Here is a 24895-nt window from a genome sequence, read left to right on the forward strand (position 1 = left end):
CATGAATTTTACAATATGCAAACACTTGTTTGGTTATTTATCTCCAGCCTATACAACAGTAGTAAAGGCCGTCATCCCCAAGGATAAAGGCAATACCCAGTGCACTATGAGAGCTATTTACATCCATAATTACATCGTGATGCTTCTTAGAAGCTAGCCAAGCATTAACGATTACAGATGCGTCAGTTGTGTTTCCACGGTAAAGAATTTCTGCGGTATAATATCCCTTGTCAACGCTAAAACATTCGCTGTTATCTAGTCTTACATGATTTATCTCGTGTGCAGTAGCCTCTTCGCAAACTCTTATTAAAGCATCATTTGTTAAACGTGAATCTAAGTAAACCGAGCCTAAACCCGCTGATTTTCTTGCCTCATTTATGGCATCTAAAATGGCTTGGTTGTATTGTGTGAGAGCTGCATAGCTGTTAGCTGTTGGTGTTTGACTATCTGAATTGGCCTTCGTAGCATTTTCAGTAGTTTCCTCTTTAGTAGGGTTTTTGCTAGTGACAACCTTTGATGAATCTGTAGTAGTTGTAGTTACCGTACTTTCGCTTGTTGTCTCTTCAGTGTTTGTCATCTCTTCTGGCGAAGTCGTTTCTATTGTGCTATCGTCATCTGCGGCAACCTCGGCAGTTTCCTCCTGGCTTAGGACTTCTTCCGCCTGGGTATTGGCGTTATTCTTCTGATTATAAGTATTTTGAAAATGTGCATAGACCTTCATAACTAAAACAGAAGATACCATAACAAGTACAATAAGGCACAATATAACTAAAGCATGTCTTTCATTTTTTGTCATTTTATATCTACCCTATTCAAATAAAAAAATATAATTCGCACCTAATGGAAACTAGGCACGAATTATATTATCTCATAGTTATAAAATTTTTCAATTACTTTTTGAATTTTTTTGATATATTTTTATTAAGACTTATGAAAATATATCTCGAAATCCACTGCAAAATTAAACGGTCTGTAGAGCCTGCTTTTTAACGAAATTAAAGGCCTGTGATACACTTGGAAGAAGTAGTAAAACTACAGTAATAATTCCCTCTGCACCGATGTATGTGATGTTATAGAGGAGGGAGTAAACTAAGGCATTAAACTGACCTAAACCGTAGTCTGTTGCGTATGCGCCAAAGAAGATTACTCCTGAAAGTACTGCAAAGAAATATCTTCCAAAGATAGCAACGATGTAACCAATAATTAAACCGTGCTTTTTATTACTAAAAAATCCGGAAATACCTAAAGCACCAAAGGCGAAGATATAATCTACGAAAACCTGAGGAATGCTTAGGATATATGGGTCAATAATAAACTGTAAAAGTCCATAAGCTGCACCGCCTAGGATACCAATTACTGGGCCGTACCAATAGCCAATGATTGTAACAAAGAGCATAGAAAATACAGTAACAGAGCCACCCATTGGTAACTTAAATGGATTTATCATAGAGCAAACAGTTGCAAGTGCAATAGACACAGAGCAAAAGATTAGTACTCTAGGACTGAATTTTTTATTGTTTCCAGCTAAAAATGCAATAGCGATTAAAACTGCAAAAAGAATAAATGCTATTAATGCATAGCCGTTTGAAGTTAGGGAATAACTACCATCCCCGTTGTTTAAAAAGAACATAACATTTTCGTAAAACTAAAAGTCTTACTTCCTCCTTTTTAATTCATTATAAAATATCAATTGTTTCTCCTGCGAGAGCCTTATTAATACTTCTTACCGCACAGAATTTTCCACACATACTACAAGCCTCTGAGTGATCATCCTCAGGAAGTCTTGAATTTCTAATAGCCTTAGCTGTCTCTGGATCAAGGGCCTCAAGCCACTGTGCATCCCAATCAAGCTTTCTTCTAGCTCTTGCCATTCTGTCATCCTGGTCTCTAGCCCCTGGAACTCCCTTAGCAATATCAGCGGCATGAGCAGCAATTTTACTAGCAACAATACCTTGAGCAACGTCTTCTAAATTAGGAAGAGCAAGATGCTCTGCAGGTGTTACATAGCAAAGGAAAGCAGCACCGTTTGCGGCAGCAATAGCACCACCAATAGCAGCTGTAATGTGGTCATAACCTGGAGCGATATCTGTAACGAGAGGGCCAAGTACATAGAAAGGTGCGCCCTTGCAAATTGTCTGCTGAATTTTCATGTTAGCAGCAATCTGATCCATTGGCATATGTCCTGGACCTTCAATCATAACCTGAACGTCCTTTTCCCAAGCTCTCTTAGTAAGTTCACCAAGTCTTGTAAGCTCGTCAATCTGAACAAGGTCAGAAGCATCAGCTAAACAACCTGGTCTACAAGCATCACCTAAACTTACTGTAACGTCGTATTCTCTACAGATATCAAGAATTTCATCATAGTATTCGTAAAATGGATTCTCATTTCCAGTCATGCTCATCCATGCGAAAATTAAACTACCACCTCGACTTACAATATTCATTATACGATTATTTGCCTTAATTTGCTCTACTGTTTTTTTAGTAATTCCGCAGTGAACAGTAACAAAATCCACACCGTTTTGAGCGTGTAATCTAACCACGTCAATAAAATCCTTAGCTGTAAGCTCTTTTAAGTCTCTCTTATAGTGAATAACTGCATCGTAAACTGGCACAGTACCCACCATTGCAGGACATTCCTTGCAAAGCTTTTTTCTAAAAATCTCTGTATCTCCGTGACTTGATAAATCCATGATAGCTTCAGCTCCCATGTTAACAGCCTTCATAACCTTTTCCATCTCAAGATCGTAGTCCTTACAATCTCTACTAACACCTAAGTTTACGTTAATCTTAGTCTTTAACTTGCTTCCAATAGCGTTAGGATCAAGACTCTTGTGGTTCTTGTTTGCAGGAATGATAATAGTACCATCTGCAAGGCCAGCTCTAATAAATTCCTCGCTAACATTTTCCTTCTTTGCAACAATCTTCATCTCCTCAGTAATGATGCCTTTTCTTGCTGCGTCCATCTGTGTTGTGTAATTTCTTGTTTCCATAAAATTTCCTTCTCTCTTTTTTTATAATCTATATATGTCGTATTTTTACAAAATTAATCATGTCTGATTTATTCAAAAACAAACTGATTTTTGTGTTCGATTTATTCAAAATTAACCTGTAATTTTCCAAGCGTGATTAAGTGGTCCACTTCCCGCACCTAAGTCAAAATCGCACTTTAGAGCATTTGTAATATATTCCTTTGCATGCTTAATTGCCTCTTTTAAGTCGTAGCCAAGACTTAGGTAACTAGCAATAGCACTTGAAAGGGTGCATCCCGTTCCGTGAGTGTTGTCGTTGTGGATACGCTCATTTTCAAACCAAGTAAGCTCTCCATTATATAGAAGCAAATCGTTAGCATCCTCAATGCTATGACCGCCCTTAATTAGGATGGCAGGTCTGTTATTTTTGTTACATTTTCCATTAAGATTAGAACTATCGCTAGCGATACTTTTTCCCTTATACTTTTCATCAATTAGGTAAGCCGCCTTAATCATGTCCTCGCGCTTTTTTATCTCAAGGCCAGAAAGCTTAGAGGCCTCTGGAATGTTAGGTGTAATCATAGTTGCAAGGGGGATGAGCTCATTTACTAAGATTGAAATTGCGTCTTCTTGTAAAAGTACAGAACCGGAAGTTGAGACCATTACTGGGTCAACGACGATTTTCTTCGCCTTGTATTTTTTAAGATTTTCTACGATGCCCTCTACGATTTCCTTATTAGAAACCATGCCAATCTTGACGGCATCAGGGTAGATGTCTGTAAAGACTGCGTCGAATTGCTCATCAAGAAAATGTCTCGTTAAATCAAAAATATCTCTTACTCCTAAGGTGTTTTGTGCCGTAAGTGAAGTAATAATGCTTGATGCATAAACTCCAAGAGATAGCATGGTTTTAATGTCTGCTTGTATTCCTGCGCCACCAGAGCAGTCGCTGCCGGCAATAGTAAGAGCGCACGGAATCTTTTTCTTTTCAATTGTTTTGTCTTTATTCATAGTATTTCTTTCTAGGGAGTTAATTTAATGACTTGTAGTAAAAATAAAAAAACGTCATCCAATGGACGACGCGAATAGATCTTCCCTACGTTGGCATTATCCAAATCAGGTTTACGGTCGAAGTGTCTACACTTCCTCTCAGCCGAATGAATTATCAGCTCCCATTAGTATAAAATTTATTGATAAAATGTACGTTTAATCAACATATCGATTATATTGTAAATGTGCCTAAAAAGATATAGTGCTAAAGTACTAAAATACTTGCAGAAATTTGGGGGAAAGATTAATATAATAAAGTAATACTATGTTGGAGTTTAAGAAAGGTAATTTTTATGAAGATCGGATTTGATAATGAAAAGTATCTTAAGATGCAGTCAGAACACATCAAGGAACGTATCAGTCATTTTGGTGGAAAGCTTTACTTGGAGTTTGGTGGAAAGCTTTTCGATGATTATCATGCAATGAGAGTTTTACCTGGATTTGAGGCAGATTCTAAGATTAGAATGTTAACTCAGATTAAGGATGATGTTGAAATCGTAATCGTTATTAATGCTAACGATATTGAGAAGAATAAAGTAAGAGGCGACCTTGGTATCACTTATGATATGGACGTCCTTAGACTTATAGATGCATTTAGAGGCTATGGCCTTTATGTAGGTTCTGTTGTCTTAACAAGATTTGCAGGACAGGAAAGTGCTATTGCTTATCAGAAGAGACTTGAGGGCCTTGGCCTTAAGGTTTATAGACACTATCCAATCGCTGGTTACCCAGGAAATGTACCTCACATCTTAAGTGATGAAGGTTTCGGAAAGAACGACTATATCGAGACAAAGCGCTCACTTGTAGTTGTTACAGCCCCTGGTCCTGGTTCTGGTAAGATGGCAACATGTCTTTCACAGCTCTATCATGAGCATCAGAAGGGCATTGAGGCAGGTTATGCTAAGTACGAGACATTCCCAATTTGGAATATCCCTCTTAACCACCCTGTAAACTTAGCTTATGAAGCAGCAACAGCTGATTTAAATGATGTTAACATGATTGACCCATGGCACCTTGAAGCTTATGGTAAGACAACAGTTAACTACAATAGAGACGTAGAGGTATTCCCAGTTCTTAATGGTATGTTTAAGAAGATTTATGGCGAATCACCATACAAGTCACCTACAGATATGGGTGTTAATATGGCTGGTTACTGTATCGTTAACGATGAGAACACAAAGGCCGCTTCTAATCAGGAAATTATTAGACGTTACTTCACAGCACTTTGCGATTTAAGAAAGGGTAACGGAAGTCAGGAAATCGTTGATAAGATTGAGCTTCTCATGGAGAAGAGCGGTATCACAGTTGCAGATCGTCCAGTAGTTGCAGCCGCTAATACAAAGGCTGAAATCACAGGAGAACCAGCTGCAGCAATTGAGCTTGAAACAGGAGAAATCATTACAGGTAAGACATCAACACTTCTTGGTGCATCTTCTGCAATGTTACTTAACGCTTTAAAGAAGCTTGCTGGCCTTGATGACTCAGTTAAGCTCATTTCACCAGATGTTATCGAGCCATTACAGCAGTTAAAGGTGGAAAGACTTGGAAACCACAATCCAAGAATGCATATCGAAGAAATCTTAATCGCACTTACAATTTGTGCTAAGAATGATGAAAATGCACAGAAGGCCCTCGACCAGCTCTCAAAACTTAAGGGCACAGAGGTCCACTCATCTGTAATCCTTTCACCAGTAGATGTAAGCACATTTAAGAAGTTAGGAATCAACTTAACATGCCAGCCTGTATATCAGACAAAGAAGTTATTCCATAAGTAAGAAATTTAACTCAGTCGGAGTACAAGCTCCGACTGAGTCTTGACTTAGGGCATAAGCCCATATATAAAGCAGGATTAGATAAGTCGTCGCTTATCTGACCCTGCTTTTTTTGTAGTCTTAAGGGCTGCTTAACTTAAGGTTTTGTATTGTTCTAACAAAGATGGGGTGTTTAGTTGCGGAAATTAATAGTTATTTTTTACTTTCGTCAGATAGATTGTATCATTTATCTGACGAAATCGAAAAACTTATATACAATCTGGAGCTTACTACTTAAACTACTTCCAAATTTTAGAAATTCTCCGGAAGGAATAATCCCTACCGACAATTTTTCCCTGAAAAGGTCAAGAGATGAAGAACTAGGAAATTATGCATTTTTAAAAACTAATACTAATTGACACTTTTTAGCCCATTAGGTCAACGAAATTAAATAAAGCAAGTTGGAATTTTAGGGGCTTTAATACTTTTCCGAAAATTTTTCGCCATAAGGATTAAACCTCTTTCCTAAAAAGCAAGTTTTGTAGGACCTAGAGGCTATTATTTTCCCGCTAGGTCAACATTTCCAAAATAGCACAAAAAGATTGAACTAATCCCCACCAGTAACCGAAATCCCCGCTAACTACAGCTTTTTCCCACAGATACTGCAATCCCCACCAGCAACCGAAATCCCCACCAGCAACCGTCGCAGACCGGTTGCGTCACTAAAAAAAGAAGACCATAATCCAAAGGATTATAGCCTTCTATAAATTTAATGTTTACGCTGCAGTGGCCATTCACGACCCTGCTAACTAGCGTTTTTTCTATATATTACGCAGCAACTTCTGCTTCGCTATTCTTACCTAATGACATAATAGGTAAGCAAATTCTCTTAAATACAAATCTTACGAATGGTCCAGCATACATAAACTGCCAGAAGAAAGCCATTGGTAAGTTGTGGGCTGTAAGTCCAATCCATGTTGTAAAGAATGTGTTAAGAGTTGCACCCTTGAATAATACAGAAGCAACAGCACTCATTACTGGACACATCATAGCTACTGTAACACCTGAGATAAAGAATGTAATAAGGATTGGCTTATCAGCTGGAGTTAAGTGTCTAAATACAACCATCTTTGTAAGGTTACCGATGATGAAGAATTCTAAGATGAAACCAACAGGAATCATAATAGGTAATTCAAATACTGCAAGTCTGAAACATTCAAGTGTAAGGCCACCCTTATCACCTGCGATGTTGTAAACTACCATGGCATAAACCATAACGAAAACCATGATTAATGTGAAAATAAAATCTTGAAACTTAGTTTTTGGCATAAAAATAGCACTCCTTTCAAAAACAACATTTATTAATATCGTAATTAACAAGTGTTGTTCCTGCAAAGAAATGCATAGTTTCCAATAATAACCTTATTGAATTGTGTTCGTTTAAACAATTGTAGGCGCGTTTAACCGACAGCGTCTAATTTATCACAAAACTAATAGCAAAGTCAAGTGGAAATTTTTCATAATCTTTTGTACAGAACTTCATAATAAGAATAGGAGTTTGTGCACACTTAAATTTACAATTCGCCGCAAACGGCAAGTCGCAAACGGCAAGTCGCAAGTTGCAACTCTATCTCATCTAGTCCTAGCTCTGCTCATGCTGCTTTCTCTTCATATCATACATCAACTGATCTGCAACCATGTAGACGGTATGAGGAGATGAATTTTCCAAATTATTCTTAAAGGCATAACCATAGGCAAAGCTGTGTCTGATTCCCTTTTCATTGTTCTCATCAAGACTTGAGTAGCTCTCCTCAAGATTTATAAGACGTTTTTTTAAATCCACTTCCTTAATAGAATCAATATAAATAAGGAATTCGTCGCCACCCATACGAGTGCAGACCCCAACGTCTTCAAAATTTTCAGAAAGACAGTTGGCGAAGTCCTTAATAAGACGGTCCCCTTCTGTATGTCCATAAGTATCATTTACAGATTTAAGGCCGTTAATATCAATACTGATGATGCAGTAGTTGCTAGTAGAATTAACATAACGCTTCATAAAATAATCACTAACGGCGCGGTTTGGAAGCTTAGTTAAAACATCAACATAGGCCATTTCCTTAAGCTTGTTATACTGCTGAACTCTAGCAAGACCTTCTGTGGAGAAGATAATGTAGTTAAAGATAACAGTGCCTATATAAATAGAAATACCTGTAGGCAGAGTTATATTTTTAATAATCAAAATTATGTCTTCAGAAAAAATGTGTAGGCTAACCGTTGCAATTTCAATAATTCCGCACAAAGCAAAACAGAATAAACCATAGAGCTGCAATCTGTTAGAGGCACTCTTAAAGGTTCTAGTTTTGTGAATCGTCTTAATATCTGTAACAAGATAACTTGTAAGAATTAAGAAAGTGATTAGGGCAGTGATAAAGAAGATGCCCCTGGACTCGTTAAAGTACACAGTCCTATTAAGATGCAACATCACAAGTTCAATTGGTATGAAAATGTTAATAAAACTGACGGCTGAAAAAATCAGCTTATTTTTTGTTGGATGCACTGTGTCAATTATTAAATATGTAATTGGTAAAATCAAAAACATAGTTATATAAGACATGAAAGTTGTGTTTCTAGATTCGTAGAAGAAATCTAGAAGTCCGTAATAACTAAGAAGCCAAATACCAATGTCTAGGCAGAAAAGGCCAGTTAAGATTTCTATCTTGGAATTTTTGGAAACACCTATAAACATAAGTGAAATAAATAGGAAGGAAATTCCAAAAACCACAGCAAATAAACCTATACAAAGAGCATAAATATGGTCATTAATATAGGAATTAATCTGGTTGTGATAAGATGAAAGTGAAGGCATTGATATAGGTAGAGCCTCAGTGTCAGAATTAACGTAAATAGTAATGGTTAACTCGTAATTTTCATAATCCTCAGGCAAGTTAATTAGGTGATAATCGCAGCCTACAAAGTCAGAATCTTGATATCTATCATAGTCATAAGAATAGATATCAAGGCTTGTGCCATCCTTAAGGTTAGTTAAACTAACGATAAAAGCAGAATATTTACTTGTAAAAAAGAGACATGGAAAATCTACATTAACATCCGCTAAATTAGTAGTAAGGCTAATTACGTCCTTTTTTATAAAGCCATTAGCAGTTAAATCGTTAATGTTTTTAAAATTTATGTCTGTATAAGTTTTATCATTATAATTTACAGTCCATGGACTATCTAAATAGCAAGTAATACCAAGAGGTTTGTAAGATAGAGAGTATGAAACTGCAAACAGAATTGTTAGTAGTAAAAATGCAGCTACTGCTATAGAAAGATAATTTTTCTTATTAAGCATTTTCAATCTCTCCTTCTTTATCATAATTTAGATGGTGTTCCTGCTTCATATCATACATACGCTTATCTGCAAGCATGTAAACCTCGTGGGAACCAATATTTTTATCCTTTGATTTGTGAATTGCAAAACCATAGGAAGCTTTGTAAGTAAACTCATCACTAGCTTCACTTTCCTTGATTAGGGCAGTTTCAAATTTGGATAAAAGAGAACTACATTCCCATTCGTCGGCGTCTTTTAGGGCTATTAAAAATTCATCTCCGCCGATTCTTGCAGAAATGGTTGAGTTAATAAACACCTCATCTATTATACGGGCAAAGTTAGATATATAGCGGTCTCCACAGGTGTGCCCGTAATTGTCATTTATTAATTTTAATTGGTCAAGGTCAATACTAATAATTGCGTAGTTTGCATTGGTCTTTTCAAGATTTTCCAAAACTTTCTCGCTTAAGGCTCTGTTAGCTAGTGAAGTTAACTCATCGGTATAAGCTATATTTTCAAGCTTAGAAAAAAGGGCCTTTGAATTGTAGTGATCGATGTTATGGAAAAAGAAGTTAAGGAATAGTGACATAACAAATATAATCGCTCCAATAGTTAGCACAGATACGGAAAATCTGTCTCCAGTAGGAGAAAAATATTTCTGATAGTTAAAGATTAGAATCTCGTAAGTTGCTGTGGCAATGAAAATCATAAGGCCGATAGCAAGTACATCCCCTGAATAACTGTGGATGAAAGATCTATTTTCAATATTAATCTGTTTCTTTTTGTCTTTTTTCTTCCTTATTATGACAAGGATGAATTGGCAAAGGCTAGCAAAACCCTCAATCATAGCAAGAAGGTGGAATATGCTAACAAAATTGCAAATGTGACAAATATTAGTGTAGTGTAAAATTAAAAAAATTGTTGGCAAGATAACATTTACAGCCAAAAAGAAGCGGGTAACCACTGTGTTAAAACCGATATTATCAGTAATAATAAAGCCAATGATAGCCGCTGGCATGTAAAGTAAAGTAATGTATTCTAGCACTGTTCCAAGACGCAGTCGGTCAGAAATTAGAATAATAACGTCGTTGTAGCCAAGAATATAAGCTCCTAAAAGAAAGGAAATTATGGAGCTGAAAATTATACTGTAATCCTTGTGGCTTGAACTTATTAGATAAGTAGAAAGCACCAAAAGCACAAGAGCAAAGATACATAAGAAAAATCCTATAATAAATGGAATCTTATGTACCTGAATGTATTTGTTATAGACATCTGAAATGTTTCCTACATAGACGTTTGAAAAGCTTGAAAATGCGCTATTCTCTGTACCTGTGATAACTATGCTTATAGTTTTACCGCTATCTGAACTTGATAAAGGTACATAGTGGTAGCTTTTATTAACCATAAGTCCTTTATCCTCAGTATTATGGCCATAACTATAGATAAGCTCGCCATCTAAATAAACGTCAGCTGTAGAAAGTATAGTCTTAAAAGAGATGCAAGGCGACACAATCTCGCTTACATCTGGAATTGTTGTGGTAATTGTAACGGAATCGTGCTTATTTACTAGACCGATGCTAGCCTTAAAAAGGCTCTCAATCTCTCGACTCTCCCCATTTTCTGTGACTGTCCATCCACTATCAATATTATAGAATGGAAAAACATTTTTAATATCGTATTTATTAGAACCAAGCTTTATAATACAAAGCATGTATATAATAATAATTGCTCCTGCAATTAAGTATTTCCCTATATGTTTAAAGTTCATAACTTTCTATCCCCATAATAATAAAAATTATTACTGTTGTTTGTAAAATTGTTATATAAAAATATACCATAAATTTAGGGAGTTCATCAAGATTATTAATTAATAAGATACATTACTTTTAAGATACAAAAAAATGTGTTAATATATATTTGTTAAGTAATAGGGAAAGTACAGTTATCATAGCTATTGGGGCAGGAGGATGTTAGTCAATGAAGAAGATATTATTAGTTGATGATGACGAGGAAGATATTGAAGCATTAGAAGAAATACTTGGGGATGATTACGAAATAGTTGTTGCAGAAGTAAGCCATGATGCTATTAGATTAGCGGAGGAGATAGATTTTGATTTACTATTAATTGACGTTTATTTACCGGGCATTGATGGCTTTGATACAGTGCGCGTAATTCAGGCAAGCAAGGACAAGATGAATGTTCCTTTTATATTCCTAACAAGTGAGAGAGATTACGCCATTGAACTAGAATGTTTGGAAATTGGCGCAGAGGGAGTAATTAGCAAGCCCTACAGTGCTAGTTTGATTTTAAATAAGGTAAAAAAAGTCATTGAGGACTTTAAATATAGAAAAGGCCTTGAAAATAAGGTTGAGAAAAACGAAGAGACAATAGAGCAGGTAGTTAACGATTCCAAGATTGATTACCTAACGGGCATCTATAATAGAAGTGGTGGGGTTGAGCTTTGGATTGAAAAATGTCACGAATACGAGCAGATGACCATTTTCATGATGGATATTGATAATTTCAAGCAGATAAATGACACCTATGGCCATGTTGCAGGAGATGAGGCCCTTCGTGCCCTAGGTAAAATTATCTCTGAGAATATTAATAAGGAAGACCTTGCCATTAGAGTTGGTGGAGATGAATTTATTATCTGCGTAATGTCTTTTTTATCTGAGAAAAAAATTAAGAATTTAGCCGGAAAAATTAATAAAAAAGCTATTGAGAAATTCAATGAATTAGGTTATCGTGATATTGCTACTATATCCTGCGGTGTGGTTAGATATCCCGATGATGGAACGGTAGTTGAAGAGCTCTATAGAAAGGCAGATAAGGCCCTTTACACAGTTAAGTTAAATGGTAAGAATGGAACTCATTTATATGATGAGTTTTTAGATGAGACTTCAAGAGAAGGTAACGTGGAATTGAAAAATGTTATCTATACCATTGAAGGTCATCTAGATACGAGGGATGGTGCTTTTCAGGTTGAATATAATGATTTTAAGAAGATATATAATTTTGTTCGCAGATATTTAAAAAGATATCCAGGAAACGCCAAGATGGTGGTATTTACCCTTGGTAGAAATCAGATTATTGAATTGGATACTTTAAAAAAGGCTATGAATTCCCTAGAAGCAGCTGTAAGCGACGCCCTAAGAAATTCGGATGTCTCAACAAAATACAATAGCTCCCAGTACGTGGTTTTGCTTATGAATGTCAAGGACGAGGACATTGATAAGGTAGTTTCCCGTGTGGAAAAGATCTATGAAAGATACTTAATGGGAGAATCCATAGAGCTTTCTTACGAAGTAAAAGACATGCAAGAAAGAGAAGAATAGAGAATGGTGTTTGAGTACAGTGTTTCAATAGATTATTACGATTATAGATTTTTATGCGCATACGATTATGTGCTAACTAAGGATTTAAAGCCTATTGATTTAGGCGAGAGAACAATTACAGAATATATGAAGGATAATAAGCTTGCTATAGGGGATGTGGGTATTAGATTACTGCGCCTCTTTGGCGAGCTTAATTTAGTTTATTTACCTAATGAGATAGAGGGCTTTAAGGTTCTTGTTTTAGGAAAATATGCCTTTGCTCCGAAACAAAAACTAATAGATATAGACGATTACGACACAGATTTATCCCTGATTTCAGGGGACATCCTTGAGGAATTATATCTTAATGAAAATCTTGTCAAAATCGAGAGTTTTGCGCTCTACAATTGTCGTAGTCTAAAGTTTATGGAAATGAGTAAAGCCCTTAACCTAGTAGACGGAGATGCCTTTATGAACTGTAATAAATTGTCAAAGATTAATTTAAAGGCAGAAATTAAGGATGCTACAGGAATAAGAAATGTCCTAGCCCAGTATAAGCAGGGCCTACTTGTAACCTTTAAGGAGCCAGATAAATTAGAAACTACTAATAAGTTAGATAACGTCCTTGCAAGATTCTATTTTCCTGAATATTCAGAGAGTTATGAAGAAATTGGACCTGCCCATATCTTTGCCTTTAACGTGGATGGTGAAGGCTACAGGGCGAGACAACAATTTTCCAATGGAGTTTTAATAATTAATGGCTATGATGAGACCTTTAGTAAGGCAGTAAGCGTGGAAGCTGTTAATACCCTAGCCCTAATGGCAATTTATAGACTGCTTTATCCTGTGGATTTATCAAAGGCAAACAAAGAGATGTACTATGATTTCATTGCAGATAATAAGGCGGAAATCCTAAAGGAAGTCATAAGAAAGCAGGATATGGAGAGCTTAGAATTTTTGTTAAAAATGGACATAATAAATAATGAAGATAAGATGCTAGCCTTAAGAGAAGCCACAAAGTATCAGTGGTTAGAGGCTTCAGCAAAGATTATAAATTTTAGAGGAGAATGAGATGGATGAAGAGTTTAAGCTTAAAAATGAGTCTCAAAGCCAATGGGAAGCCAGAATGGGCAAGGAGATTTTATCATTTTTAAGAGACGAGATATATAAAGATTTACGATTTATGGATGTGGCCCTTTCAGCCCTAACTTTTGTGGAGAGGGAAGGTATGCAGATGTTTGCCACAGATGGCAGAATGCTTTACTTTGGGCCAGAACACACTATAGAGATTTTTAAAAAGAACGAGCGCTTTTTAGAGAGAGCTTATTTACACAGTATTTTGCACTGTATTTATGGGCATTTGTGGATAAGACAGGATAGAAGAGAAGATTTGTGGAATCTTGCCTGCGATATTGCCGTGGAGCAGGTTATTGATAGCCTTAATAAGCCTTGCACCAAGAGAATTCTCACCCTTTTAAGAAAGCAGGTCTATGAGAGATTGAAGAATCTAAACATAGTTTCCGCCTCTCAGATTTACGAGCTTTTATATGAGGATAGCAAGAATTTCGACCCAGAAGAGTATATAAAATGGTATCAGAAATTAGCTAGGGAATTTGTCACAGACGATCACAGCTTCTGGCCTAAAAAGGACAATAAGCAAATGTCTCAAAGAGAGAACGACACCTATAAGGACTGGCAGAAAAGAGCTAAGGAGATTTCTCATAACAAGTCCTTTTCAAATAGTGACGATGGAGGAGATATTGCATCCATCAATCTAGCGGTGGAGGCAAGACGTGGGGCAAGCTATAGAGATTTCCTAATTAAATTTAGCTCCCTTCATGAAGAGCTAAAGACTAACCCAGACGAGTTTGACCTAGCCTTTTATAGCTACGGACTTCGTCTTTATGAAAATATACCTCTTATTGAACCCCTTGAAACTAAGGAGTCTAATAAGATCAGAGATTTTATTATTGCAATTGATACTAGTTATTCTACTTCTGGACAGTTAGTCAAAAATTTTCTAAAAAAGACTTTAGAAATTTTAGGACAAAGCGAGAATTTCTTTAAGAATGCAAGAGTTAGAATAATACAGGCAGATGATTTGGTAAGAGATGATATAATTATTAATGGAGATTATAATATAGAAAAACTATTCTCAGATTTCCAAGTTAAAGGTGGCGGAAACACTGATTTTAGGCCAACATTTACTTATATAAATAATCTAATTAAGACGGGAGAAATAACTAGTCCTGACGGAGTGATTTATTTTACGGATGGAAGAGGCATTTTCCCACAGACAAAGCCAGAATATAAGACTGCTTTTGTATTCCTTGAAGGATATGAAGGAAAAGAGGAAATAAAGGTTCCGGCTTGGGTTTACAAAGAGATAATTCATAAATCTACCCTAGAGCAGGAATAAAGCTTATATTTAAGTGTAAAAAACGTTTTAAAACACTTTAAAACACAAAACATAAAACACATTTATAGAGATAGCAAGTGAGGATATGCTATTAAGAAAGGAAAAGGAAAATGGACAATTTAAAATTTTTACTGGGAAAACTAAAAGAAGCAGAGGAGTATGAGCACGCTAGTAAAATCATAGAGTTTGATATGGAAACAAAGACACCAGCTAAGGGCCTTAAAGCTCAGGGTGAGCTACAGAGTTTACTTGCTAATAAAGCTTATGAGATTACTCATAGCAAGGAATTTGTGGACTGCGTAGTGGCCCTACATAAAGAGCTAGATAGCCTAGAAACTGAGGCGAAGGTTTTGGTTAGCAAGCTCTACAAGGACATTGAAAGAAACAAGAATATAAGCCCAGAGCTTAATCTCGAATTTTCAAATATAGAAAACGAAGCCTTCGCAAATTGGGTGGAGGCAAAAAAGGATGCAGATTTCACAAAATTTGCACCAAGTCTTGCTAAGATAAAGGACATGGAATTCAAAAAGATAGCTTTAAACGAGTCGGCAGTGGATGTGGCTTATGATAACTTACTTGATATCTATGAGCCAGGTATGACAAGCGCCAAGCTTGATGAGCTTTTTGGAGAGTGTAAGGAAAGCCTTATTCCTTTACTTGAAAAGATAAAGGCCGCTAAAAAGCCTATTAGAACTGACTTTACCACTAGAAAGGTAAAGGATTATCAACAGGAAGAATTCATGAAGTTCTTACTTGAAACTCTAGGCTTTGACTTTAATAGGGGCACTTATGCCCTTTCAGAGCACCCATTTACTGAACTTGTGGGCCGAAATGACGAAAGGGTAACAACACATTTTTATGAGGATAATCTCTTCTCAAGTATGTATTCTGTAATTCATGAGTGTGGCCATGCCCTCTTTGATTTAAGCACACCAGATAAGGACTGGGACTACTATTTATTCGACTATAAGAGCATGGGTCAGCACGAATCAGTTTCAAGATTTTATGAAAATATTATCGGTAGATCCGAAAACTTCATTGCTGCCATTTATGATAGAATGCAGGACATTTTCCCAGAGGCGTTAAAGGGCGTTTCAAAGACAGAAATTTTTGACTATGTAAATCAAGTACAGCCTAGTCTTGTAAGAACTGAGGCAGACGAATTTACATATACTTTCCACATAATTATTCGTTATGAAATCGAGAAGGAAATTATGGAGGGAAAGCTTGATATTGCTGATGTTCCAAAGGCTTGGGCAAAGAAGTATAAGAGCTATCTTGGAGTTACTCCAACTAATGATACCCTTGGCTGTTTACAGGATGTTCACTGGACTTCTGGTTTTGGATATTTCCCAACTTATGCCCTTGGTAACTTCTACAACAGCATGTATTACAACAAGATGAAGGAAGAGATTGATGTGGCAGATGCAATTAGAACAGGCCACATGGATACAATTAATAAGTGGATGTTTGAAAATGTATGGAAAGACGCAGACAAACTCGATTCTAGCGATTGGATCAAGCAGATTACAGCTAGAGAATTAACTTCAAAGGACTTCTTAGAATACATTGAAAATAAATATGGAATGTTATATGGCTTATAATTAGCCTATAGTTAGGAGAAAATTATGAATATTTATCAGGCAAAAGAAGAAATTGCCAATACAGTAAAGGCTTATTTTTTAAAGGATGAACAGGGAAATCCTAAGATTCCTGAACTTAGACAAAGACCAGTGTTATTAATGGGCCCTCCAGGGGTTGGCAAGACTCAGATTATGCAGCAAATTAGCGAGGAGTTAAACATTGGCCTTGTTTCTTATACAATTACACATCACACAAGACAGTCAGCCGTAGGTCTACCTATTGTTTCAAAGAAGGTTTATGACGGCGTGGAAAGAGATGTTACAGAGTATACAATGTCTGAGATTATTTCAGGCATTTACGAATACATGGAAAAGACAGGGCACAAGAAGGGAATTCTCTTTATCGATGAGATTAACTGTGTTTCTGAGACACTTATGCCTATGATGCTACAGTTTTTACAGGTTAAGACTTTTGGTAATCAAAAGCTTCCAAAAAACTGGATTATTGTAGCGGCTGGAAACCCTTCAGAATACAACAAGCAGGTTAGAGAACTTGACGTTGTAACTCTTGATAGAGTTCGTTTAATCAATATAGAGCCTGACCTTGATGCTTGGAAAATCTATGCTATTAATCGCAAGGTTCACAGAAGTATACTAAGTTATTTGGATGTAAAAGCCGATAACTTCTATAAGGTCTACTCTGATGTAGACGGTTTAAAATTTGTTACAGCTAGAGGCTGGGAGGATTTAAGTACCCTTCTTTATAGCTATGAAGAGCTTGGAATTACTATTACTGAGGACATTATCTATGAATATTTAAGAGATAGAGAAGTGGCTGAGGATTTCCTAAGCTTCTATGATCTTTACATGAAATATAGCAAAGATTATGAGATAGAACTTATATTAAAAGCTAGCGTTGATGCAGCGGTTTATGCTAGACTAAACAACGCAGAATATGATGAGAAGTTAATTCTTATTAATCTGCTATTAGAAAGATTAGATAGAGATTTTAAAGAGGCCAATGAAAGTGCCGAAGAGCTTAAAAAAGCAAAGGATTCAGGAGCAGATTATGATATGAGCTTAGAGCTTAAAGTGGGCGTTAGTTCAGAAATGGCAAGCTCTAACCTAGATAATACTATTCGTTTTATTAAGGAAGGCTTAGACGAGGGAAGTATGCTTATATTTATTACTAACCTTACACTTAGTGAAAATGCAGCAATATTCCTACTTAACAACCCTAATAAAAGCTACCTAGAATATGCTGATAAGTTATTAATAAACTCTAAGAAGACAAAGATTCTAAAAGATTTGAACAAATAGAATGGGGTGAATTGATGACATTTATTCAATTTTGGAAAAATTTTTATGGACATTTGCATACCGTTAATGCCCATAGAAGATTAGTTAGAAAGGAAATGTTTAAACTTGGTATGTATTATCAAGGTCTTACTCATGACCTTTCTAAGTATTCACCTGTGGAATTTATACCGGGGGTAATTTATTTCCAGGGGAATAGAAGTCCGAATAATGCCCAGAGAGAAAAAGAGGGTGTCTCTAGTGCTTGGCTTCATCACAAGGGCCGTAACAGACACCACTATGAATACTGGATTGATTATTCTACAAAAAAGACAGGGGATATCAACCTAGAAGGCATGCCAATGCCAAAGAAATACATTATAGAAATGTTTTGCGACAGAATAGCAGCAAGCAAAATCTACAATAAAGACAAATATACCGATTCTGATGCCTTAAACTACTATTTACAGGGCAGGGGACATTATCTTATGCACCCAGACACAGAGGCACTCCTTTATCGCCTTTTGAAAATGTTATCAGAAAAGGGAGAAGACTACACATATGCATATATAAGACGTAAGATCTTACACCGTAAGAAATAGGAGGAAATATGGGTAATCGCAAATTTAGATTTTTAAGCCTACTGTTGCTTTTAATGCTTTTATGCACTAATATAACTGCCTGCAATAAAGCATCTTCTGCAAAGTCGGGAAATCTTGCAGCAGAAAGCATCGATGACACAATAGAATCAAGTGATGATGAAAGCTTGGAAGAAATCTCATCAGATGAATCCACTGAGGCTTCTACAGGGGAGAGCAGTGAAGATACAAGCGCAAGTCAAGAAGAGACTTCTGTTACAACACTTGAGGATGGCACAACTGTAATTACAACAAGTTCAGGCCAACAAGTTACAATAAAAGAAGAGACTAGTGCTGCCTCAACTGATTCTTCTAGCTCTTTACAAGTTGCTAAATCAGCAGTAAGTGGAGTTAGCCAAGAAAGTGATAACTCTTCACTATTAGAGTCTGTTTCAGATAGCTCTAGCACTAGCGTTGAATTACATACATTTTCAGCAATAACAGCAAGTGAATATAGCGCAGCACAGTCTATTGTAAACAGCATTATTTCTAGCTCAATGTCAGAATATACTAAGGTAAAAACAATTCACGATTACCTAATTGACTCTATTACTTACCCATCAACTATTGATACAAGTAATAGAAGCCTCTTTACCTGTACAGGTGCGCTAATTAACAAGGTGGCTGTATGCCAAGGCTATGCAGATGCATTTTCATTATTATGCTATTTAGCAGGGGTACAGGCAGAAATCGTTTCAGGTCCAGCCAATAACGGCTCAAGTGTTATAGGTCATGCTTGGAATCAGGTAAGAATTGATGGTACTTGGTATAACATTGATTGTACTTGGGATGCGCCATTTGTTTCTTCTACTGAACAGATAAAAATTTACGATTATTTCCTTGTAACAGATGCTACAATTAGTGCTGATCACACCATAAATGCCTCTGCAGCGGCGGGATATCTTGCAGCAAAGCATAGTTGCACAGACTCAAGATATGAGGCGAATAACGCAAACTTAACTGATGATGCACTTTATAGCTATTACAGCACAGCGGATTATGGAAGCTATGCAAAAACCGTGGTAACTTCAACTTCTGAAGCGGTGTCTGCGGCGCAAAGTTATAAAAATTCAGCAACTTCACCTTATATAATTGCTTATAAGAATAGTTCTTTTTATACTAGTAGTAGTGAATTAGAAGCTGCAGTAGAATCTATAGTAAGCGAGATTCTTAAAAACGTTTATAACACTAGTGGAAGTGTATCTGTTAGCTATACATATTTTAATTTGCCATCTAAATACATTTTAATAATTATCAATTAACCTTAACAAGTTGCCAGTTTATAGTTAATGTAGTACAATAATTGTAACAATAAATAGTACGTGTTAATTGTAGAGGGAACTGATATGAAGGGGTATAAGAAGGCTTTATGGATTCTTCTGCTTGGAGAATTCGTTCTTTTGATTATAGACTTCATCAGCTATCAGATGAAGGACGTTATAAAATATGATATGAATACACTGCCATTTAGCGCAGTTAGTAATATGGTCAATTTTATTTGTGACCTTCTTATTTTGTTGACTTTTTTGATTTCATGGGGTATTACTGTCATTCGCAGGTTCGTGGATGGCCGTAATACTGGCCTTGAATATCTTACTTTATTTGATTTACTTGCAACTCTTTATTTCTTTCTAGAAAGCAAGTATATAGGCGGTTATTTCTACGTTGAAACCACCTACACCACTGGTTTAATCAGTATTCTAATGACGATTCCAATTTTACTTTTACTTTATTACGAAAAACAATATGGCAATAAATATAGAAGATTATATGATGTGATGCTTTTGCTATCCTTCCTTATTTTCTTTGTACAATTAGGTCTCTTTTTATCAAAAGCTATAGATGTAAAATATATCTTCCTTTCAACTTATAGCTACATTGTAATAGATTTAATTGTCTTCTTTGTATGCTGTACCCTAGAAAATCACAGGCTTAAGGTCTGGGATTTAAAACTTGAAGAAATCGGACTTTTTGTATCCATTTCCTGCGGTATTATCGATGTCTGCTTAGGCTTTGGTGATATTAAAAATGTAAAGGGCACCTACTTTAGATACGGAATTACAGTTTATAGCATCATTATGGTAATCGTGCTTATTGTGAGACTTATGGAGACTTTGCTAGAAAATTCAAGGGTTTCCTCAGAAATGCTTGCAAAGCAGGTAGAAATCATGGAGTCTCAAAATAATAAATTGCGAGAGGCTAAAAAGGAAGCCGATGAGGCTAAACAGCAGGCTCAGGTGGCAAATAAGGCAAAGTCTAATTTCCTTGCCCACATGTCTCATGAAATAAGAACTCCTATTAATGCCATTATTGGTATGGATACCATGATTCTAAGGGATTCTAAGGACCCTGAAATCCTATCCTATGCAAGAGATATTGAGAAAGCCAGTAATAATCTCTACACCATAGTTAATGACATCCTTGATTTTTCTAAGATTGAATCAGGAAAAATGGAAATAGTTGAGACTAGCTACAATCTAAAGAGCATGATTCATGACTGTATTGGCATGATTATGATGAGGGCTAAAAGTAAGCGTTTATCAGTGGTTTTAAAAAATGATACTAAAGTTCCGGCATGTTTAATTGGTGATGCCATTAGAATCCGTCAGATTATTAATAACATTTTAACAAATGCAATAAAATATACAGATTACGGCAGTGTTACCATGTTTGTTGGCTATTCTCCAACAGATGAGGCGGACATAATAAACTTAATTGTTCAGGTGACAGATACGGGTCAGGGTATGAAAAAGGAGGATTTATCGAATCTTTTCCATACCTTCCAGAGAATTAATATTGAGAGAAATTATGCGGTAGAGGGCACAGGCCTTGGTCTTTCTATTTCAAAGCAGCTAGTAGACCTTATGGGAGGCAGCATTGAGGTGGAAAGTGAATATGGCGTGGGTTCTACATTTACCATAACAATCCCTCAAAAGCTAGATGGAGACGAGCTTCTTGGAGATATTTCCTCTCTTAAAAACGATGAGGACTATGAGGAGAATAGACACATTTCCTTTGTGGTAAATGATGTAAAAATCCTTGTGGTGGACGATATTCCGGCAAATATTAAGGTAGTGGAGGGCCTCCTTAAAAATACAAATATTGGCATTGATTACTGCGACAACGGTAACACAGCCATTGCCTTTACTAGAAATGTAAACTATGACATGATTTTCCTTGATCATATGATGCCTGGCAAGGACGGCGTTGAGACCTTTAAGGAAATTAAGGCGGATAAGGATAATTTAAATAGGGAAACACCTATTATTATGCTTACGGCCAATGCCATTAATGGGGCTAAGAAAGAGTACCTATCCATTGGCTTTGATGACTATTTAGCAAAGCCTATTAGGGAGTTGCAGCTAGAGGCCATCATAAGAAAATATTTACCACCGGATAGCATCGTGGATGAGGAAGTGGATAAAAACTGGCATGAGAATTATAGATGGTATGACAAGCCAACTAAGGATGAGGATTTTAATAAGATCATCGAGGAGGGTGGCTTACTTGATATAACGAAATTAGATGCCAATAATCTAGATACTAAGAAAACCGTTGAAAATGCAGTGGCAGATGCTATTGATATGGCGGATATCTGCTATATCGATGACAAGACGGGTATGGAATATTGCGGCGGAATTAGAGAGCTATACGATGAGTTAAAGGCAGATTACGTTAAGGAAAATCGCTTCGAGGATATTAAGAAATTCTATGAAGCTAATGACTTTAATAATTATAGAATTGCTGTACATGGTTTAAAGAGTACATCTCTTACTATTGGTGCTAAGAATTTTTCGGCTCTCTGCAAGGAAATCGAGCAGGGAGTTAAGGCTGGAAATATAGATATTGCACATCAAAAACAGGCTTATCTAATGGAAAGCTACGAGAAATTACTAAAGATGTTGGGCTGGAGGTGATAACTTGGAACTAGCTTATAATATTGATTTTGAAATTGCTGCAGCGGTATTCGACATGGTTTTATGGCTGTGTATGAATTACTTTTTTGTAACACAAACAGATGTAAGCAGGGCCTTTAGAGATTTGGTTATGTGGGCTTTAGTAGCCACAGTTCTTGATTTAACAACAGCACTTACAATTTCATATGGCAATATTGTTCCCTTCTGGTTTAACAGCCTTTTAAACACGGTGTATTTCGTGACTATTGCCCTAATGGGCTATTCCTACACAAAATACATCAATGCCTATGTAAGGGTTAGCGATAAAAAAGATGTGGATGTAATTATAGGTAAAGTAGTGGTTTGCGCCATTTGTGTAATGCTTGTGGTAAATATCCCTATTGGGTTTGTTTTCAGCTTTAATGCCACTGAGGGCTATGTGCATGGACCACTTTATTTCCTAGTTTTTATACTGCCTATCTATTATCTTTTGTATGCTTCGGTAATTGCCGTGCTTAATAGAAAATGTTTCTCTGTAAAGCAGTTGGTATCCTTTGGCATGTACATGTTTTTGATATTGATAGGACTTGTGATTCAGTTCTTCTTCTTTCAGGACATTTTACTTACTATGTTCTTTGTTTCAGTGGGAATCTGGATTACCTTCCTTGCTATGGAAACACCTGATTATAGGCTTTTTATAGAGGCAATGTATAAACTAAACGATGTGACTAATAAGGCGAAGGAGGCCACTAATAAGGTCTTAGATTTAAATGCGTCTAAAGATACATTTTTAAAAAGTATTAGACAGGACATTAAGACGCCAGTTAACCGGATAAATGCTTACACTCAGAAGATATCTGCTAAAACGGCGGATCAGGATATCCTAAAGGATACAGAAAAAATCATTGATTCTGTAGGAAAGTTAAAGGAAACTCTTAAGGATATTAATGATTACATAAGTTTAACAGATGATAAGATGGAGTTAAACGTGGAGGAGTATTCACCTCGGGAGATGCTTGAGGACTGTGTGGAGATTGGTAAAAATAATGCTCGAGAAAAGGGTCTTGATTTTGATTATGAAATTGATGAGGACTTCCCTAAGAAACTTTACGGGGACAGGCCTAGACTTTCACAAATCATATCTTCTCTTATATTTAATTCTCTGAAATTCACTCAAGTGGGCAAAGTTAACTTTAAGGCCTTGTGGAATCAGGAGGATGAGAATAAGGGCAAGATGACCATTGAGGTTTCAGACACTGGAGTTGGTATGAGGCCAGAAGAAAAAGAGAGCCTAGAAAAGAGCCTGAAATCTGGAATTGTTGGTTATAACAAAAATGCAAAGGGCCGAGGCTTTGGCCTAAATATCGCCACGAGACTTCTTTCTTTAATGGGTAGTAAATTAAAGTTTAAGAGCGAGTATGGAAAGGGCACAACATTTTCCTTTGGAGTAGTACAAGGAGTTGATAAGCCTGCTAAGGTGGAGCCTCTTATAATGGAGGAGGATTTTAGTAAAACCAAGGCGGAGCTTGATATTAAAGAAGATTTGCTTGCTAACAAACTAGCAGAGGTAGGGCTTGAAATTGAAAAGCAGGAAAAGAAAAAAAGTGATGTTAAGTTAGATCTCGTTAAGGAGGATAAAGACAGGGCAGAGATGCCTATAACTAAGGAGGTTAAAGAAAAAAAGCCAGTACAAAAGAAGGCTAAATTAGCCGAGAAAGATACGAAAAAACCTACAAAGATAAAGCCAAATTTGGTTAAGGAAGACAAGCAACAAAGGGTAGAGCCTATTAATGTAACAAAGAAAATCGAGCCAAGTAAACAGGAAAACAAGCACACTCAGAATAAGCCTCAAAGAGGGGAAATTCTTAAGCTTGAAAAGGGTTTGAAGGGCTTTGATGTGGAGATGGGCTTAAAGTATTGCATGAATGATGTAGCCTTTTATGAAGATATGTTAAATACTTATGTAGAAAATGAGAAAATTGGAGATTTACTTACTTACATTCAAGTAGAAAATTGGGACGCATTTTTGCTTACACTTCGCTCTGTTAGAAACACCTCTCAAACCATTGGCGCTATGGAGCTTACAAGAAGCGCTAAGGATTTAGAGCTGGCGTTTAAACGAGGAGATTTAGACTATATAAAGTCTAATGCAAGAGCATTTTTATCTTTGTATAGGAGTACTATTGAGGTTATTAAGGGCTATCGAGAGGAGGCATAAGGATGGATAAGAAGATATTAATTATTGATGATGACAAAATGATTTTAAAGCTTGCAGATTACGTCTTAAAGGATGAGTATGAGGTAAAATGTGCAAGTTCAGGAATTGATGGTATTGATATGATTCAGGATTTTGAGCCGGATCTTATTATGTTAGATATTGAAATGCCAATGATGAACGGTTTTGAGGTTATGTCCTTAGTTAAGCAAAATAAGAAATGGAATAGCATTCCAATCTTAATGTTTACATCTTCCGCTGACAGAGAAACGGTTTTAAAGGCTAAGAGATTAGGCGTAAATGATTATATTGTGAAGCCATTTTTACCAGAAAAACTCTTAGAAAGCGTGGAAAAGACTTTCGGGAGAAACGCTCACAAATAAGCATAAATACTCAATTCTTCTTAAACATAAATAAATTGAATTG

The 24895-nt window shown here is 36.3% G+C and carries 18 protein-coding genes and 1 riboswitch; of the genes, 11 read left to right on the plus strand and 7 right to left on the minus strand.

The features are described 5' to 3' along the window. Nucleotides 1-37: 37 nt before the first annotated feature. From BLQ66_RS11055 to thiD, 4 genes are all read right to left on the minus strand, one after another. Nucleotides 38-796 (minus strand): CAP domain-containing protein, encoded by a 759-nt coding sequence (locus BLQ66_RS11055; protein WP_074522201.1) that lies wholly within the window; start codon nucleotides 794-796, stop codon nucleotides 38-40. 165 nt (nucleotides 797-961) lie between these two features. Further along, nucleotides 962-1630 carry an energy-coupled thiamine transporter ThiT gene (locus BLQ66_RS11060; protein ID WP_074522202.1) on the minus strand — a complete coding sequence of 223 codons (669 nt, stop codon included), beginning with the start codon at nucleotides 1628-1630 and terminating at the stop codon, nucleotides 962-964. Nucleotides 1631-1676: 46 nt separating this feature from the next. Further along, entirely contained in the window at nucleotides 1677-2993 is a 1317-nt protein-coding gene (gene thiC / locus BLQ66_RS11065; RefSeq protein ID WP_074522203.1) for a phosphomethylpyrimidine synthase ThiC, read from the minus strand. 111 nt (nucleotides 2994-3104) lie between these two features. Continuing rightward, a complete protein-coding gene (gene thiD / locus BLQ66_RS11070; RefSeq protein WP_074522204.1) occupies nucleotides 3105-3983 on the minus strand; it encodes a bifunctional hydroxymethylpyrimidine kinase/phosphomethylpyrimidine kinase in 879 nt (292 codons plus the stop codon). 65 nt (nucleotides 3984-4048) lie between these two features. Next, nucleotides 4049-4158, minus strand: a riboswitch (TPP riboswitch). Nucleotides 4159-4315: 157 nt separating this feature from the next. On the opposite strand from thiD, the gene BLQ66_RS11075 reads away from it, so the two are divergent. Next, a complete protein-coding gene (locus BLQ66_RS11075; protein WP_027431291.1) occupies nucleotides 4316-5797 on the plus strand; it encodes a DUF1846 domain-containing protein in 1482 nt (493 codons plus the stop codon). A gap of 804 nt (nucleotides 5798-6601) precedes the next feature. Here BLQ66_RS11075 and BLQ66_RS11080 read toward each other — a convergent pair. The 3 genes from BLQ66_RS11080 to BLQ66_RS11090 form a co-directional block, all read right to left on the minus strand. Next, nucleotides 6602-7102: a DUF2798 domain-containing protein gene (locus BLQ66_RS11080; RefSeq protein ID WP_074522205.1), complete on the minus strand. Its 501-nt coding sequence runs from the start codon at nucleotides 7100-7102 to the stop codon at nucleotides 6602-6604. Between the two features lie 313 nt (nucleotides 7103-7415). After that, a complete protein-coding gene (locus BLQ66_RS11085; protein ID WP_074522206.1) occupies nucleotides 7416-9125 on the minus strand; it encodes a GGDEF domain-containing protein in 1710 nt (569 codons plus the stop codon). Then, on the minus strand, nucleotides 9118-10872 hold the full coding sequence (locus BLQ66_RS11090) for a GGDEF domain-containing protein (RefSeq protein WP_074522207.1): 1755 nt from the start codon (nucleotides 10870-10872) through the stop codon (nucleotides 9118-9120). The genes BLQ66_RS11085 and BLQ66_RS11090 overlap by 8 nt, the downstream gene beginning before the upstream one ends. Before the next feature lie 209 nt (nucleotides 10873-11081). Here BLQ66_RS11090 and BLQ66_RS11095 point away from each other — a divergent pair, with 209 nt between their 5' ends. From BLQ66_RS11095 to BLQ66_RS11140, 10 genes are all read left to right on the plus strand, one after another. After that, nucleotides 11082-12443 (plus strand): GGDEF domain-containing response regulator, encoded by a 1362-nt coding sequence (locus BLQ66_RS11095; RefSeq protein WP_074522208.1) that lies wholly within the window; start codon nucleotides 11082-11084, stop codon nucleotides 12441-12443. 3 nt (nucleotides 12444-12446) lie between these two features. Further along, on the plus strand, nucleotides 12447-13493 hold the full coding sequence (locus BLQ66_RS11100; RefSeq protein ID WP_074522209.1) for a leucine-rich repeat protein: 1047 nt from the start codon (nucleotides 12447-12449) through the stop codon (nucleotides 13491-13493). A 1-nt stretch (nucleotide 13494) separates the two neighbouring features. Beyond that, nucleotides 13495-14841: a vWA domain-containing protein gene (locus BLQ66_RS11105; RefSeq protein ID WP_074522210.1), complete on the plus strand. Its 1347-nt coding sequence runs from the start codon at nucleotides 13495-13497 to the stop codon at nucleotides 14839-14841. 110 nt (nucleotides 14842-14951) lie between these two features. After that, nucleotides 14952-16445 (plus strand): carboxypeptidase M32, encoded by a 1494-nt coding sequence (locus BLQ66_RS11110; protein WP_074522211.1) that lies wholly within the window; start codon nucleotides 14952-14954, stop codon nucleotides 16443-16445. Between the two features lie 24 nt (nucleotides 16446-16469). Further along, entirely contained in the window at nucleotides 16470-17744 is a 1275-nt protein-coding gene (locus tag BLQ66_RS11115; RefSeq protein ID WP_074522212.1) for an ATP-binding protein, read from the plus strand. 14 nt (nucleotides 17745-17758) lie between these two features. Further along, on the plus strand, nucleotides 17759-18322 hold the full coding sequence (locus BLQ66_RS11120; protein WP_074522213.1) for a DUF5662 family protein: 564 nt from the start codon (nucleotides 17759-17761) through the stop codon (nucleotides 18320-18322). Between the two features lie 8 nt (nucleotides 18323-18330). Next, entirely contained in the window at nucleotides 18331-19620 is a 1290-nt protein-coding gene (locus tag BLQ66_RS11125) for a transglutaminase domain-containing protein (RefSeq protein WP_074522214.1), read from the plus strand. Nucleotides 19621-19704: 84 nt separating this feature from the next. Then, nucleotides 19705-22275 carry an ATP-binding protein gene (locus BLQ66_RS11130; RefSeq protein WP_074522215.1) on the plus strand — a complete coding sequence of 857 codons (2571 nt, stop codon included), beginning with the start codon at nucleotides 19705-19707 and terminating at the stop codon, nucleotides 22273-22275. A 4-nt stretch (nucleotides 22276-22279) separates the two neighbouring features. Beyond that, entirely contained in the window at nucleotides 22280-24472 is a 2193-nt protein-coding gene (locus BLQ66_RS11135; RefSeq protein ID WP_074522216.1) for an ATP-binding protein, read from the plus strand. A 2-nt stretch (nucleotides 24473-24474) separates the two neighbouring features. Next, complete coding sequence (locus BLQ66_RS11140; protein WP_074522217.1) at nucleotides 24475-24852, plus strand: response regulator; 378 nt, start codon at nucleotides 24475-24477, stop codon at nucleotides 24850-24852. The last annotated feature ends 43 nt before the right edge of the window (nucleotides 24853-24895 follow it).

It is taken from the genome of Lachnospira pectinoschiza (genome assembly GCF_900103815.1).
Lineage (GTDB): Bacteria > Bacillota > Clostridia > Lachnospirales > Lachnospiraceae > Lachnospira > Lachnospira pectinoschiza_B.